We start from the raw sequence: 15,889 nt of genomic DNA, 5'->3' as shown, positions 1-15,889 counted from the left end.
CGCCGAGGCAAACGCCCGCCAACCCACCGCGGCGGGTGTCTCCTTGTTCGCGGTGACCAACCCATCGCAAAAAAAGCCCCGACCGAAGCCAGGGCTGGGGGGAACAGGCACGACCTGAGAGGGATCGGTCGGCTTCCGGCAGTGGTCGTTACGGCATCTGCCAGCTGAAATCGGCGACCACCGGGAAATGGTCGGAAGGATAGACCTTGCCAGCGTGCGTGGTGACCGTGCCCACCTCGTCGGCTTTCACCCCGCGATAGAGGATCCAGTCGATGCGGTTGACCGCATGGCCGGTAAAGCCGTGGAAGGTGGCATCCGGCCCCTCTCGTCGCGGGGCCGACTCGCGCGCATCGTGCAGCTTGGCGGTGAGCAGGGCATGCGTGCGGCTGTCGGGCGTGGTGTTGAAATCGCCCGTCAGGATGACCGGCAGCGACGTGGGCAGGGATGCCAGGCGTTGCCTGATTTCCTCGGCACACCGCTCGCGGACCGCCTCGGCTTGCTCGCCATCCTGGTAGGGGAAATGCGTGTTGTAGTAGTAGAACTGCCTGCCGCTGCGCCGATCCCGGAATTTCGCCCAGGTCACCATGCGTGGCAGCGGCTGGCCAAAACTCCTGCTGCCCGGCTTGTCCGGTGTATCCGAAAGCCAGAAATCGCCGGACTCGAGCACCACCAGACGTGCCGTGTCGTAGAAGACGCCCATGTGCTCGTTGTCGTTCCCGTTGACGTCGTTGCCGTTGCGGCCCATGCCAAACCAGGTGTACCCGGGCAGGTGCTGCTGCAGGTAATCGCCCTGCGGCGAGAGCAGCTCCTGCGTACCGAGGATGTCGGGGTGTTCCTTGCGGATGACCTGGACCATCAGGTCGCGGCGATGCGGCCAGGCGTTGATGCCGTCGTCCGCCTTGCCGTAGCGCACGTTGAAAGTCATGACGCGAAGGTCGTGGGTGCCGGTCGCGCTGGCCACGACACAAGCCAGTGCAAGCACAAGGATCAGGAAAAGGCGGGGCAACCATCGCATCGAGCGACTCCTCTGGCGGAATGACTGGTGCTTCGACCGTTCACTGCTGGCCATGCCCGGATGATGTCATTGATGGCGGCGCCGCTGCCGGGTCGGCACCCCAGGCCTGGTTCGGTTTCGGCCCCATGGTGAGCACCAGGGTGGCACCGTTCGCGATGTCCGCCCGGCTGAACCACGGCTTGTTCCATGGCCTGCCGTTGAGCGTCGCGGACTGGATGTAGAGGTTTTTTGCCGAGTTGTCGCGCGCGACGATCTCGAAGATCTTGCCGTTGCCCATGTGCAGGCGCACCCGGTCGAAGATCGGGCTGCCGAGGATGTAGTCCGGGCTGGACGGATCGACGGGATAGAAACCCATCGCGCTCAGCACGTACCACGACGAGGTCGAGCCCTGGTCGTCCATGCCGGGGAAACCGTAGCCGCTGGCGTCGCTGCCGTACATCTCGGCAAGGATGCGCCGCACCAGCGCCTGCGTCTTCCAGGGCTGACCGCTCCATGCGTACAGATAGGCCGCCTGCTGGTCCGGCTGGTTGCCTTGCACGTACTCGCCGACCAGGCCGGTGCAGTCGCGGCAGATGCCCTTGGCCGTGTACGGCGTGGAGAAGAACGCGTCGAGCTTGGCGTTGAACGCGGCGCGCCCGCCGAGCAGGTCGACCAGGCCCTGCACGTCGTGCGGCACCAGCCACAGCGTGGACCAGCCCGAGGCCTCCTTCATCATGAAGTTGTAGTAGGGCTCGCCCGGGTCGAACGGCGCAATCCACTTGCCGTCCGCGGTCCTGCCGCGCATGAAACCGGTCGATGGGTCGAACACGTTGCGGTAGTTCGCGGCGCGGCGCAGGAACATCTGCGCGTCGTCCGTCTTGCCGAGCCGGTGCGCGATGTCGGCCAGCGCGTGGTCGTCCCAGGCGTATTCCAGTGTGGTGGCGACGCCCGCCTTGCCGCCCGCATACGGCGGGCTGGGATTGCCCGGCGGCACGATGTCGGCGATCCAGCCGTTCTTCAGGTATTCGGCGAGATAGCCGCGCGGCCCCTTGGGATCGGTCGCGTTCTTGCGCAGATACGTGTACGCGGCGGCGTAGTCGAACGGGATGCCGCGCTGCCACGTGCCGTCGTACATCAACGAGGCATGGTCGCCGTGGAACGAGGTGTCCATGTAGCCGCGCTCGCGCGCCCGGTCCAGCTCGGAACGCATGATGTCCTGCACGACCTTCGGTTCGAGCAGCATCAGCAGCACGATCTGGTTGCGGCCGGTATCCCAGAACGGCACCGGGCTGTAGCGATCGTAACTGGCGACCCGGACCTTGCCGTCCGCGCCGGTGAAGCGCTCGCCCTTGTGCGCGAGCAGCCGCGGGCTGGCGAAGGAGTGGTACAGCGTCGAGTAAAACAGCATGCGCTGCTTGGGCGTGCCGCCGCTGACTTCGACGCGGTCGAGCAATTGCGCCCACGCCTCACGCGCCTTGGCGTGCACGCGCTCGAAATCCCAGCCCGGTTGTTCGTCGCGCAGCCGCTGTTCGGCTTCCGCGGCACTGTGGCCGTGGGCGATCTTCACCAGCACCTGCTCGCCCGCCTTGGTGTCGAAGGTGACGTAGGCGCCGGCGTAACTGCCGGACACCGCACGGCGATTCGGTTGCACGTCCGCGTCGCCGATGCCGTAGCCCTCGTGGTCATTGTCCGCGCGGAAGGTGCCGAACACGGCGAACGGCCGCGAGAACTCGGCGACGAACCACGCGCCATCCGAGTCGCGCTGCGGCCCGGCCTTGGTGGCGCCGCGGATGGTGTGGCTGTCGACCACCTCCACGTCGCCGCCGGCGCGGCGCAGGTTGATGATCACGTTCGACCGACGGCTCGCCGGAAAGGTGAAACGCATCAGGCTGGTGCGCTGCGTCGCGGTGAGCTCGACCTTGGTGTGAAACGTGGCGAGGTCAACTGTGTAGTAGCCCGGCGACGCCTGCTCGCTTGCCTTGTCGTAATACGACTGCGCGTAGTCGGGCGGCACGGTCCAGTCGCCCACCACCGGCATGATCATCGGCGATGCCTGGCCGCCGTAGGTCGAGCCGCCGCCGGTGAAGCCGATCATCGTCGGGTTGGGGTAGTAGTACGACATGCCGACGCCCGCGGGGTAGCTGAGGTCGACATTGAGGTTGACCGGTGTTGCCTCGGTCGAGCTGTGCGGCAGGCTTGCGCCCGGCGAGGTCATGCCCGAATACAGCGGCTCGCCCGGTGGCGGCGCATTGCCGATCAGCGATTGCTGGTCCAATGGCGCGGTGCCAACCAGCGGGTTGGCGGCGTCGACCGCCTGCAATGCGGATTGCGGTGCGCTGCCATCCTTGGCATGGACATCGCCCATACCCCCGAGCACGAGGGCCGCCAGCGCAATGGCCAGCGCAACGTGTCCGCGGATTGGTGAAACCTGACGGCAGGAGCGCTCGGGGAATGGATGCATCGTCCTTTCCGGTGTGTACGTGAATGAAAAGGTGTCATCCGTCATGCCGGCGGCGTTTGCTCCCGCTCCCCGTTGGGGAAGAGGGAGCAGGGTCCGGCCGGCACGAACAGCCGGCACACCGCGCTCAGTCGCCGGCGCCGAACTTGTAGGTGACCCCCACGTAGTACTGGCGCCCGGCGTACTCGAGCTGGTTCAGTCGCGCCGTCGTGTCGCCGCCCAGGTACGACCGCGGCATAGAGCGCGTCAGGTTGATGACTGACGCGGTCACCATCAGGTGCTTGTTGAACTCGTAATCGCCGTTCAAGTCGACCTGGTGGTACGGCCGGGTGTAGACCGGCAAGCCCGATGCCAGGCCCTGCATGGTGCGGCCCGTCCAGTTGTTGGTGGCGCGCAGCAGCAGCCCATTCTTTTCATAGAACAACGACACGTTCGCCGCGTACTTGGCGCTGCCGATCAGCTCCGACTTGCCCACCTGCGTGTCACCGAGCGAAACCGCGGTTTCGCTGGTCTTGTTGAGCGTGTAGTTGGCGATGTAGCCGAAACCGGATTGGAAGGTGTGCTGGGTGTAGAGCTCCACACCCTTGGAAGTACCCGAGCGGCCGTTGGCATTGGTGCTGTACTCCAGGAAATTCTCCTGGGTACCGCCCACGTTGACCGTGATGTTGTTGACGGTGACCGGCACGACGAAGTTCTTCACCTTCTTCTCGAACAGGTCCAGGCCGACCACCGATTCGGGCGCGTAGTACCACTCGCCCGCCACGTCGAACTGGGTGGCCGTGAACGGCTTGAGGTCGGCGTTGGCGCCGCTGCCGTACCAGCCCGGAGGCGGCGCACCGAACTGCCGGCGGTCGTTGTAGTACGCCTGTGTGTTGTTGGTGAGGCTGCCCAGTTGCGCCAGATCCGTGTAGTTGGCGCGCGCCATTGCCTGCGATCCGGCAGCGCGCAGCACGAAGTTGTCGGCAATCGTCCACGCGACGTTGAAGCTTGGCAGCAGTTTGTTGTAGCGCTTGGAGGTGGAGGCATTGGAGAACGTCTGCACCACCGACTGCTCGCGTGGCAGGTACTGGAAATCACCCGGCGCGCACGGGCCGCCGCCGGCATTCACGCCGCTGGCCGGGCAGATCAGGATGTTGCCGTTCGCGTCGTGGTAGTACACCGCGTTGTTGGTGGTGATCTCGTCGGCAACGGTAAGGTCCTGCTGGGTGCTGACGAAACGCAGGCCGACGTTGCCGCGCAGCGTACCGGTGTCGAAGTTGGCCTCGACATAGGCCGCCGAGATCTTTTCCTGGACGGAGGACCGGTTCTCCGGGTGGTTGTAGAGCACGCGGTCGTAAGTGGCGTTGAGATGGTTGTAGTACGCCGGGAAATTGATCGCCGGAAAGACGCTGTCGTTGTACGCCTCGCTATGGCCGTCGAGCATCGAGGGCAACAGGAAACCGGCCGGAAGCTGGCCAGCATTCGGATCGCAGGTCTGGAACTGCAGCGTGGTGCCCTTGCAGTACCAGCGCAGTTCGTTGCTTTGTTGCTCGGCATGGTTGTCGCGGTACTTCACGCCGAACTGCAGTGACTGCAGCCAGCCGTGGTCGAACGCCCAGGTGAAGTCGGCCTGCGCAAAGTTCTGCGAAGTGCTGGTGTTGACCATGCCGGAACCGGTCGAGCCGAGATCCACCTGGCCCTTCCCCGCCAGCATGTTCTGCAACACGTTCGGCGCTGCGGTGATGGTCGGCGTGCCGCTCAGTGTCCACGCGGCGCCGTTGCTGCCATCCACCCACTGGCCATTGACGAAATTGCGCGGCTTGGCCGCCATTCCCAGTTCGATCGACGGGCCGCCGGTTGCCCAGGTGCGGCCGATGTTGAACGTGCCACTGAGGTCGCCGCCGTTGTCCCACTCACCTTCAAGGTTGAGGGTCTGCGAGGTGGCCTTCTCGACCGAGTAGTTGCCGTTGAGCCACGGAATCTCCGTGGAACAGACGTCCACTGGCTGCCGCTGTGCGCCGGTGCTGGGGTTTGTCGTCGAGTTGCAGCCCTGGCCCGCGGGCGGCAGCACGTAGTTTGCCCCGGTGACGACGGTGCCCGACGGATCGAAGGTCAGGCCGTTGGGCGCGAGCAGCCGGCCCTGCTGGTCGGCAAAATTGTGGTTGCTGGGCAGGCCCCACTCGGGAACTTCCAGGGTATTGGTGATCTGGTTCTGTTGCCGCTGGAAGCGGAAGTAGTTGCCGGTCAGCAGAAAATGGGCGCTGGGCTTGAACTGCACGGTGGCCTGGACGCCCTTGGTCTTCAGGTCCAGCCGGTTGCGGCTGGTGGAGAACTGCTGCGGCATCCAGTAGCCCGAATACTGCCTGCCGGACTGGTCGACCACGCCGCCACCCGGCCACAAGGCGATGTTGGGTGCCACGTCGGGGCCATACGGATTGCCGCGTACATCCGTGGCCGGCGCGGTACAGGTTGCATGGTCGGTGCAATCGTTCGACCACCAGTGCCAGCTCGACGCATTGGCGGTGTAGTCGACGTCGCGGCGTTTCTGGTAGGTGCCCGCAAGCAGGATGCCGAAGGTCTCGTCCTTGTTCTTCCACGACCACAGTGCCGAAGCCTGGGGCGTGATCTTGCCGCTGTTGTCGGAACCCGCGCCATTGAGGGACACGAAGCCGTCGTTCGCCGCCATCTCCAGCGGACGCCGCGTGCGCAGATCCACGTTGCCGCCGATGCCGCCTTCGTCCAGGCGCGCTTCCAGGCTCTTGTAGAGCTTGATGTCCGAGAACATGTTGGCTGGCATCAGCGTGTAGTTGAACGAACGCGTCAGGCTGGCCGAGGTGTCGGCCGAGGCCACGTAGTTGCCGTTCAATTCAGTCAGCGTCAGCTCGGGCGCGAGGCCGCGGATGCTGACCGTCTTGCCTTCGCCGGATTCCCGCGTGATGACCACGCCGGGCACGTGCGTCAGGGCATCGGCAATGTTCTTTGCCGGGAACTGCGCAATGTTCTGCGCGTTGATGACCTCGACGATGGCATTGGAGTCGCGCTTGTCCTGCAGGTTCTGGTCGATCGACTGCCGGTAGCCGGTGACGACCACACCCTGCAGCTGGGTGGGCGCCGCGGGTGACCCGGTGGCCTTTTTCTTGGTTGCCTTGCGCTGGTCCGTCTGGTTCGTGTCCGCCGTACTGCCGGCGGTCTGCGGAGTGGGCGTGGCGGTGGAAGTGGTGGCCGGTTGCGCTGCGTACGCAGTGGCAGGCGCCCCGCCACCAAATGACCAGATCGCCAGGACGAGTGCGGCGTACAGCGGCTTCCGGGTAGCAACGTTCGACAAACCAGTCATGTTCTTGATCCCCATTTGCGTTATCCCCATGTGACGGCGTGCGTTTTCCCAGCATTGATGCAGCACTCGGATCTCATTTCGCGGTCGCGGCGCGACGGGGTGTTCACTGGTCAACCCGTGTCTGACACCGGCAACCGAACCAGGCCCGCACCCGCTGCAACTGCTCCTGCAACCCGCTTCGACTTTCGTTTTCCCGCCCTGCCCCAGATCCGCCGCCCCCTGTTCGCCAGCGGCCCGGGGTTTGCAACAACCACTCGCAGGCGATCCCCGTGGACGGCTTTCCCATAAACCGGAGCGCTTGAAGTTAGATCGATCTAAATCCAATGACCAAATTACCGCACCAAAGACGCGACATGTCACGCTGCAGTGCGGAAAACCCTTTCCGTGCCGTTCACGCACCGGTTTTCTGCGGAAGTGGTGTCTTCGCCACTCCTCGCGGCCCGTCGCCGTACCGCCTCATCGAACTGCCCGGACCAAGGCTCAGGCATGAACCTGGACTGCTTATTTCGTTCCCATGGATAGATCGATCCAGCCCGTACGCCATGCGCGACGGCACCTGTCCACGCTGGCGACGCAGGCGCCTTGCCAGGCATCAAAGTCCACCGACACGCGGCGGCGGGACGCGGTCACGGTCGCGCGCCCGCACGTATCGTCTCCGCGTTGATCGCACGCACCTTGGCCTCGTCCACTTTCTCGACCTCGCGGTCGTAGGTGAGCAAGCCGTTGTGCTCGCCTTCGACGTCGGTGATCTGGGTGTAGACGCTGCCGGACATGCCCTTGGGTACGCCCTGATCGCGCAACACCGACGTGTTGGCGACGTAGCCGGCCGTCAGCGCGGCACGGTCCTTTACCGCGCCGTAGGGGTTGATCGGCGTGTTGGGCCAGACGTGGCCGGGGATGCCGAGAGTCAGGCCGCCATGCTCGCCGTCGATCGCGGCCCGCGTGGCGTCCGGGCTGGGCAGCCCGGGCCCTTGGTAGTCGTGCACGTCGATAACGTCGCCGGCATGCGGATCACCCTTCATGTCGCAGCAATTGGCGCCGCTGCGCGCATCGACCAGGCGCGAGGGATCGAGCTGCTTGATCTGTGCCGCCAGCTCGGCCGCAGCCGGGATGCTCCACTGCCCCCAGCCTTCGTTGAAGGGAATCCAGCCGATGATCGCGGTCTCGCCCTTGAGCTGCTCGACGATCGCCGTGACCTGGGCGCGGAAGTTGGCCTTGTCCGCAGCGGTGAGTTTGTCGTTGCTGCCGGTGGGCAACGCCGGCATGTCCTGCCAGACCATCACGCCGAGGCGGTCGGCCCAGTAGTACCAGCGCGCCGGCTCCACCTTGATGTGCTTGCGGATGGTGTTGAAGCCCAGATCCCTGGTCTTCTGGATGTCGAACTTCAGTGCCGCATCGGTGGGCGCGGTGTAGATGCCATCCGGCCAATAGCCCTGGTCCAGCGTGGCCAGCAGGAAGGTCGGCTTGCCGTTCAGCACGATGCGGTTGCGGCCACCCACCTTCTCGACGGCGATGGTGCGCAGGCCGGCGTAGCTGGTCACCTCGTCGCTTTGTCCGCCGCGCGTGAGCACAGCTTTGAAGGTGTACAGGAAAGGATCGTCCGGGCTCCACAGGTGCGGATGCGCGACGGCCAAATGCAGCGGCTGGCCGGCCGGCCCGCTGGTCTCGCCCACGACCTTGCCGTCCGCATAGGCGGTGACGCGGAGCACGGCACCGGCACTGGGGCCATGCAGCCGCGCGGCGACGCTGAAAGCATCCAGGCTGCGCGCCGGGGTGAAGGTGAGCTGCGCCAGGCTGGTGGCCGGTACCGATTCCAGCCACACCGGCTGCCAGATGCCCGAGGCCGCCGTGTAGAAGATGCCCTCCGGCTTCAGCCGCTGCTTGCCGACCATCACGTTGGCGCCATCCACCGGCGCGTGCACGACGACCACGATCTCCTGCGGCCCGTCCGTGCGCAGCTGCGGCGTGATGTCCGCGCTGAACGCGGTGTAGCCGCCGACGTGGTGCGCCACTTCCACGCCGTTGATGTAGACCGTGGCCGCCTGATCCACCGCGCCGAAGTTCAGCCGCACGTGTTGGCCGCGCGCGGTGAACGCCGCCGGGATCTCGACCAGCCGGCGGTAGACCATGTGGTCCGCATGCTGCTGCACGCCCGAGAGCACCGACTCCACCGGATACGGCACCAGCACCTTGCCCGCCAGCGTCTTGCCGAACGGTGGCGCGGCTTTGCCGTCGCCGGGCGCGTACTGCCACAGGCCGTCGAGGTTCATCCATTGCGGATGCGCCAACGACGGGCGCGCGAGCTGCGGACGCGGATAGTCGGGCCAGGCGTTGGTGGGCGACACCTCGGCCGTCCACGGCGTCGCCAGCGGCGCCACCTTGCCGCTCCATGTGATCGTCCGCGCCGATGCCGCCATTGCCATCGAGGCGCATCCCATTGCCGCGAGCACACCCAGGCTCGCGCCCATCCACCATCCGCGGATACTGCGTACCGGCGCCATCATTCAGGCCTCCCCCTTGCCGGCCATCCGGCCGAACGACGGCGGCCGGTCTTCCGGCGCGGCGCCGAAGCGCTTGTTCGGCTTGTCGCCCATCGCGAACGCCAGCGTGCCGCCGGCGGCGAGTTCGGCGTGGCTGATCCAGCTCTTCGTCCACGGCTTGCCGTTCCAGGTGACGGACTGGATGTAGGGCTTGCCTGGACCGTTGCCGTGCGCCTCCACGACCAGCTTCTTGCCCGCGCCCAGCATCACCTCGGCGTGGTCCAGCAGCGGGCTGCCGAACACGTAGTGCGTGCTCACCGGATCGACCGGGTACAGGCCCAGCGCGCTCAGCACGTACCACGCGCTCATCTGGCCGCAGTCCTCGTTGCCGGCGAGGCCGTCCGGCTGCGGCGGGTACATGGTCTCCAGCAGCATGCGCACGCGCGACTGGGTCTTCCAGTGGTTGCCGGTGTAGGCGTAGAGGTAGGCCACATGGTGGCTGGGCTCGTTGCCGTGCGCGTACTGGCCGATCATGCCGGCGATGTCCGGCGGCGCGTCGGCGGGCAGTTTGGAGCTGGTGGTGAACAGCTCATCCAGCTTGTGCTCGAACGCGGCCACGCCGCCGAACATGCCCATGTAGCCGTACAGGTCATGCTGGTTAAGGAAGGTGGCCACCCACGGGTTGGACTCGGTGAAGTCGCGCCACTTCTCGAAGTGCCCCATCTCGCGCGGGTCGAACGGTTCCAGCCACTGGCCGTTACTGCCGCGCGGGCGCATGAAGGTGAGCTTCTGGTCGAACACGTGGCGGTAGTTGCGCGAGCGCTCGCGCAGCTGCTTCGCATCGTCCTTCGCGCCGACGCGCTCGGCCAGGTCCGCCAGCGCCCAGTCGTCATAGGCGTATTCCAGGGTCTTGCTGACCGCCTCGCCCTCCTTGTCGCTGGGAATGTAGCCGAGCTTGCGGTACCACGGCAGGCCGCGGTAGTCGTCGTCGAAGGCGCGCTTGCGAAAGAGCGGCCAAGCCTTGGCGTAGTCGATGCCGGTGAAGCCCTTGGCGTGCGCCTCGGCGATCACCACCGCGGAGTGGTAGCCGATCATGGTGCCGGTCTCCACGCCCTGCAGCGGCCACACCGGCGGGCCTTCCGGGCTTTCCGCGGTCATCCGCACCAGGCCGTTGACGATGTCCGGCACCTTGTCGGGCTGATACAGCGTGTACAGCGGGTGCAGCGCGCGGTAGGTGTCCCACAGCGAGTAGGTGCTGTAGTTGTGCTGGCCCTTGGGCAGCTCGTGAACCTTCAGGTCCATGCCGCGGTAGCGGCCATCGACGTCGCTGAACAGCGTGGGTGCGAGCATGGTGTGGTACAGCGCGCTGTAGAACGTGCGCTTGACCGGCACCGACGGCGTGTCGATGTGGATGCGGGACAGCTCGGTTTCCCAGTTCTTCGCCGCGGCCTGCCGCACCTGCTCGAAATCCCAGCCGGGCAATTCCGATTCGAGGTTGCGCAGCGCACCGGCAACGTCCACGCCGGAGAGGCCCACCTTCACCAGCAGCGGCGCCTTGTTCGCGTCGTCCAGGTGCAGCGCGGCCTTGAGGTGCGTGCCCTTGGCCTCGCCGGTGCCGCTGGGCAGCGGCTGGTTTTCGCTGTACAGCGTGGCCTGCGCGAACGGCCGCGACAGCTTCATCGCGAAGTAGATGTGCCGCCCGTTTGCCCACTGGTGCACGCGGCGGCCGCCGACCAGGGTGTCGTTGCCCACCAGTTTCAGCGTGGCGTCCGACACCTTGCACGGCACTTTGGGGTCGTCGTGGAAGCCGTGCGCGAGGTCGACCACCAGGTGCGCCTTGCCACCCTTGGCGAAGGTGTAGCGGTGCAGGCCCGTGCGCAGCGTGGCGGTGAGCTCGGCAAGGATGTCGTGGTCGGTGAGGCGCACGCGGTAGTAGCCGGGCACACCCTGTTCGGAGGCCCGGTCGTAGCGCGAGCGATAGCCCCTGCCCGGGTGCGCCACCATGTCAGGCGTGAGGTGCGGCCCGCGCGCGGCGCCGTCGAACTTCGAGTAGTAGTTGTACGGCGGCAGGCCGCGTTCGCCCGGGTCGAGCAGCACCTCGCCCTGCGCCGGCATCACTAACACGTCGAGCATGTCGCTGGCGCCGGTACCGCTGAGGTGAGTATGCGAGAACCCCATGATCGAGCCGTCGGCCTGGTGATAGCCCGAGCAGGCATCCCAGCCGAAGTCGTTGGTGTCGGGCGAAAGCTGCACCATGCCCCACGGCAGCGAGGCACCGGGATAGGTGTGGCCGTGGCCACCGGTGCCGACGAACACGTCCACCCAGCGCGACACGCCGTTCTTCGCCAGGCCGGTCAGCGCCGCGGCACTGCCCTGGCCGCGCGGTGCGGCGAGCGCGCCACGCGCATCGAGGCCTCCGAGCAGTGTCAATGCCGCCGCGCCTTGCAGGAATCGTCTGCGGGTCACCATGGTCGTGGACTCCTCTGGGAATGTGGGGTGCGGTGATTACCGCAGCAGTTCGGGGTGCTGGTGGGCCAGTCCGGCGATCAGCTCGCCGAACAGGCTGTTGGCCCAGGCAAACCAGGGCCGGGTGAAATGGGCGGGATCGTCCTGGTCGAAGGCCTCATGCATGAAGCCGGTGCCCGCATGGGTGGTCTTCAGCCAGTGCAGGCACTGGTGGATCTCGCCGGCATCCGTGCTGGTGAGCGCGCGCACCATCAGCGACATCGGCCAGATCATGCGCAGGCCCTCGTGCGGCCCGCCGATGCCTTCCGCCGCCTTGCCGCGGAAAAAATACGGGTTGCGTGCGCCCCAGGCCCGTGCGCGGGTGCGCTGGTAGCGCGCATCGCCGCGCGCGCAGAAGCCGAGGTAGGGCAGCGCCAGCAGGCTGGGCACGTTGGCGTCGTCCATGGACAGCTGGTTGCCGTAACCGTCCACCTCATAGGCCCAGAAGTCCGCGCCACCCTCGTGCATCACGGCGTGCTGCTCCAGCGCCGCCTGCACCTCGGCCGCCAGCGCCTCGCAGTCGGCGGCGAACGCCGCGTCGCCGTGCAGCGCGCGCGCCATCTCCGCGAGCTGGCGCAGCGAGACCACCGCGAACGCGTTGGCCGGCACGAACAGGGGATAGGTGCAGGCATCGTCGGACGGCCGGAACATCGAGAAGATCATCCCCACCGGCAACGCCGGATTGCCGTAGCCGCCCAGCGGCACCGTGTCGGTGGGCACCGCCGAGGCGCGCTGGAAGTGGTACGGGCCCGGCCCGTGCTTGCGCTGCTGCGCGCGGAACGTCGCCAGCACCAGGCGCATCGCGCCGCGCCAGTCGTCGTCGAACGGCACGCGGTCGCCGGTGGTTTTCCAGTAGCCGTGGGCGATGCGGATCGTCCAGCACAGCGAATCGATCTCCCATTTCCGCTCGGCCACGCCGGGCTGCATGTCGGTGAGGTCGTGCTGCGCCCAGTCCAGCGTGGTCCTGCCGCGCGGATCGGGCAGGAAGGCGTTCGCGTACGGGTCGATCGAGATGCACAGCGCCTGGCGGCGGATCAGCCCACGGTACAGCCGGCGCAGCGCCGCATCCTTCGCCGCCAGCGGCAGGTACGGCCACACCTGTGCGGAGGAATCGCGCAGCCACATCGCGTCGATGTCGCCGGTGATGACGAAGGTGTCCGGCTTGCCGTGCAGGGTGTCCATCTGCACCGTGGTGTCCAGCGTGTTCGGGTAGCAGTTGCCGAACATCCAGCGCAGCTCGGGGTCGCCGATCTTCGCCTGCACGCGGGCGATTTCCGCCTCCACCGCGGGGCTGGTGAACTTGCGCTTGCCGGGCGGCGGGCGATGACTGGATCGCGCCGATGCCGTGGCCGGCGCGGCGAAGCCGGGCAAGGCCAGCGCCGCGGCGCCGCCACCGATCAGCTTGAGCAGGTCGCGGCGGGAAAGGTTGCCCATGGTCATGGCGTGGTCTCCGTGGCGGCGTACAAGCTGCGCACCGTCAACGCATGCTTCAGTGCGGCTGCCTCGGCCGTGCTGTCGAGATGCAGCGTCACCGACTCGCCGGGCAGCAGGTCGAAGGCATCGTCGGAAAGCCGCACATCCAGCGCGCCGAAGTCGACCCACACTTCGCGCGCGAAGCGCTGCGCGCTCACCGTGAGGCTGCGACCGTCGGCGGCGAGCTGCGCCTTCAGGCCGGGATCGGGCAGTTGCAGATCCTTGGCCTGCCCGAAATACACGAAATGGCGGCTGAGCACCTTGCCGTGGTCCAGCCACTCGAACACCGCCACCGTGCGGCGCGGATCGGCACCGTGCAGCAGTTGCGCATCGTTGTAGTCAACGGCATGGGTGCTGGCCAACGCCGCCACCCGCAAAGCCTGTGTGTGCGTCCACACCGGCTTGCCGTCCATGCCCACTACGCGTATGCGCAACTCGGCATTCATCGGCGTCGTGGCGTCCGACACCAGCGATACGTGCGTAACGCCGCCCTTGCGGATCGCCACTACCCGCAGCGGCGCATAGAAACGCTTCGCGTGGTATTGCAGCGCCTTCCAGCGGCCGTAATAGTCGATGCTGGACCAGGTGACGCCCGGCCACACGTCGTTGAGCTGCCAGTACAGCGAGCCCATGCTCTGCGGCCGCGACGCGCGCAGGTGCTCGGCGGCGAGCTGGATACCCTCGGCCTGCATCACCTGGCTGAGATACACCAACGAGGCGAAGTCCTTCGGCTTGCCGTACTCGCGCTCCACGTACATCACGAGGCGCTGGTTGCCCTTGCCCTTGTCGAACTTCTGGTGCGCGCGCAGCACGGGCGAATCGATGGCGAGGTCGGCCGGCGCCAGCACGCTGCGCAGCGTCGCCAGCGCGGGGAAGGACTGCAGGCCGTACTCGGACTGGAAGCGTGGGGTGACATCAAGGTAAGCGCTGGCCGGCAACGCATCGCCCGACCACACGTTCCAGTAGTGGTAGTCGCCGTTGTCCAGCACGTTGGCCTTGGTGTCGTAGTCGCTGCTCGGCGTGCTGGGCCGGTACGGCACCGCGGGCGACTGCGACGCGACCACGTCGCGCAGCGTGTGGTCGAACAGCTCGCGCATGCCCTGCTCGACGCGTGCGCTCTCGGCCTTGCCCTGCGCCTTCTGGAAATCCAGGCTGGTGCCCCAGGACTCCCACGCGGTCTCCACCTCGTTGTTGCCGGCCCACAGGACGATGGACGGATGGTCACGCAGGCGATCCACCTGTTCGATTGCCTCGATGCGCGTGTTGTTGCGGAAGGCCTGGTCGTAGGGCGGGATCGCGCCGCCGAACATGAAGTCCTGCCACACCATCAGGCCGAGCTTGTCGGCCTCGGCGTAGAACGCATCCTCGAGGTAATAACCGCCGCCCCAGACGCGCAGCATGTTCATGTTCGCGTCGCGCGCCGACTGCAGCATCGCCTCGATGCGCGCCGTGGTGACGCGGTTTGGAAACATGTCCATCGGGATCACGTTCGCGCCCTTGGCGAAAATCGGCACGCCGTTCACCACGAAGGCGAAGCTCTTGCCCCACTGGTCCTTCTCGCGCAGCAACTGCACGCGGCGCAGGCCGGTCTGGCGGTCCGCGCTGACCATGGTTTGGCCGTCCATCACGACATCGACATGGAAGTCGTACAGGTTCGGCTTGCCGTAGCCCACCGGCCACCAGCGTTGCGGGTGTGCGATCTTGAATGGCAGCGACCATGCGTTGTCGCCGACCTTGACCACCATGTCGCGCGCCAGCGACCGCGTGCCACCGTCCGGTGCGCGCCAGCGCAGCATCACCTTTGCCTGGCCTGCCGCATCGGCGGCGATGCGCAACTGCGCCTGCAATTGCGCCACGTCGGCATCCACCTTCGGCTGCGCGATGTGGAAACCGGCGAGGCGCAGCGTGTCCCAACTCTCCAGCTTCACCGGCTGCCAGATGCCCTCGGTGACGATGCGCGGGCCCCAGTCCCAGCCGTACTGGTAGGCGGCCTTGCGTACGTAATTGGCCGTCTGCTTGCCTTCGGGCTCGTCGCCGAAGGCCGAGTCGAACTCGCCCGGCAGCGCATAGGGCTGTTTCAGCAGCCAGGGCTGCAGCCGCGCGATCGGCGAATGCAGGGTGACTTCCAGCGTGTTCGTGCCCGCATGCAGCCACGGCTTCGCGTCCACCTGCCAGCGACGGAACATGTTGTCGGCGGCGAGCAGCCTGTGGCCGTTGAGCGAGACGTCGGCAAACGTGTCCAGGCCATCGAACACCAGCTCAACGTGCTTGCGCGCCAGCGTGGCGGCATCCACGGTGAAGCGCGTGCGGTACTGCCAGTCGGCCAGGCCTACCCACTGGATCTTCGCCTCGTTGCCGCGCCGGTACGGATCGGGCACCTGCTTCGCAGCCAGCAGGTCGGTCTGCACCGTGCCGGGCACGCTCGCCGGCATCCAGTGCGCAGCCTGCGGATGCTCCGCGGCGTGGCGGTCGCCGGGCGCAAGCCGGAACTGCCAGCCGGCATCCAGTGATCGCGTGGCAAGTGCGTCGGCGCGGCAGCCGCCCGCACCCAGCAGCGCAAGCACGCACAAGACGGCTATCAGGCCGCGCCGCACGCCGGTAATTTGACACGATTCAAATCGGTGGTTGAACACGCCAGCACCTCGCGTACATCGTCAGTCCAGCTA

7 protein-coding genes are annotated in these 15,889 nt (G+C 66.6%); all 7 read right to left on the bottom strand.

Going from position 1 to position 15,889, the window contains the following annotated elements:
* Positions 1-148 precede the first annotated feature (148 nt).
* Positions 149-1,015 carry an endonuclease/exonuclease/phosphatase family protein gene (locus AC3WP6_RS01545; RefSeq protein WP_492626036.1) on the bottom strand — a complete coding sequence of 289 codons (867 nt, stop codon included), beginning with the start codon at positions 1,013-1,015 and terminating at the stop codon, positions 149-151.
* A gap of 40 nt (positions 1,016-1,055) precedes the next feature.
* Positions 1,056-3,455, bottom strand: a complete 2,400-nt coding sequence (locus AC3WP6_RS01540; RefSeq protein WP_492626035.1) for a GH92 family glycosyl hydrolase — start codon at positions 3,453-3,455, stop codon at positions 1,056-1,058.
* A 124-nt stretch (positions 3,456-3,579) separates the two neighbouring features.
* On the bottom strand, positions 3,580-6,765 hold the full coding sequence (locus AC3WP6_RS01535) for a TonB-dependent receptor (RefSeq protein WP_492626034.1): 3,186 nt from the start codon (positions 6,763-6,765) through the stop codon (positions 3,580-3,582).
* Positions 6,766-7,391: 626 nt separating this feature from the next.
* Complete coding sequence (locus AC3WP6_RS01530) at positions 7,392-9,233, bottom strand: glycoside hydrolase family 2 protein (protein WP_492626033.1); 1,842 nt, start codon at positions 9,231-9,233, stop codon at positions 7,392-7,394.
* 36 nt (positions 9,234-9,269) lie between these two features.
* The gene (locus AC3WP6_RS01525; RefSeq protein WP_492626032.1) at positions 9,270-11,714 is read right to left on the bottom strand and encodes a GH92 family glycosyl hydrolase; all 2,445 of its coding nucleotides are present in this window, start codon (positions 11,712-11,714) and stop codon (positions 9,270-9,272) included.
* Positions 11,715-11,750: 36 nt separating this feature from the next.
* The gene (locus AC3WP6_RS01520) at positions 11,751-13,190 is read right to left on the bottom strand and encodes a glycoside hydrolase family 125 protein (RefSeq protein ID WP_492626031.1); all 1,440 of its coding nucleotides are present in this window, start codon (positions 13,188-13,190) and stop codon (positions 11,751-11,753) included.
* Positions 13,187-15,787, bottom strand: coding sequence for a beta-mannosidase (locus AC3WP6_RS01515; RefSeq protein WP_492626030.1), 2,601 nt, complete (start codon positions 15,785-15,787; stop codon positions 13,187-13,189). Before AC3WP6_RS01515 ends, AC3WP6_RS01520 begins: the two co-directional genes overlap by 4 nt.
* Positions 15,788-15,889: the final 102 nt, after the last annotated feature.

Source organism: Rhodanobacter sp. FW106-HT46G03 (assembly GCF_058789895.1).
The sequence above is the reverse complement of the archived record's forward strand: the minus strand, read 5'-3'. Positions and strand labels throughout refer to the sequence as shown.

What these genes read in the sequence shown, in the direction of transcription:
- AC3WP6_RS01545 (WP_492626036.1), bottom strand. Translation starts at nt 1,015, where the DNA reads ATGCGATGGTTGCCCCGCCTTTTCCTGATCCTTGTGCTTGCACTGGCT.
- AC3WP6_RS01540 (WP_492626035.1), bottom strand. Translation starts at nt 3,455, where the DNA reads ATGCATCCATTCCCCGAGCGCTCCTGCCGTCAGGTTTCACCAATCCGC.
- AC3WP6_RS01535 (WP_492626034.1), bottom strand. Translation starts at nt 6,765, where the DNA reads ATGACTGGTTTGTCGAACGTTGCTACCCGGAAGCCGCTGTACGCCGCA.
- AC3WP6_RS01530 (WP_492626033.1), bottom strand. Translation starts at nt 9,233, where the DNA reads ATGGGCGCGAGCCTGGGTGTGCTCGCGGCAATGGGATGCGCCTCGATG.
- AC3WP6_RS01525 (WP_492626032.1), bottom strand. Translation starts at nt 11,714, where the DNA reads ATGGTGACCCGCAGACGATTCCTGCAAGGCGCGGCGGCATTGACACTG.
- AC3WP6_RS01520 (WP_492626031.1), bottom strand. Translation starts at nt 13,190, where the DNA reads ATGACCATGGGCAACCTTTCCCGCCGCGACCTGCTCAAGCTGATCGGT.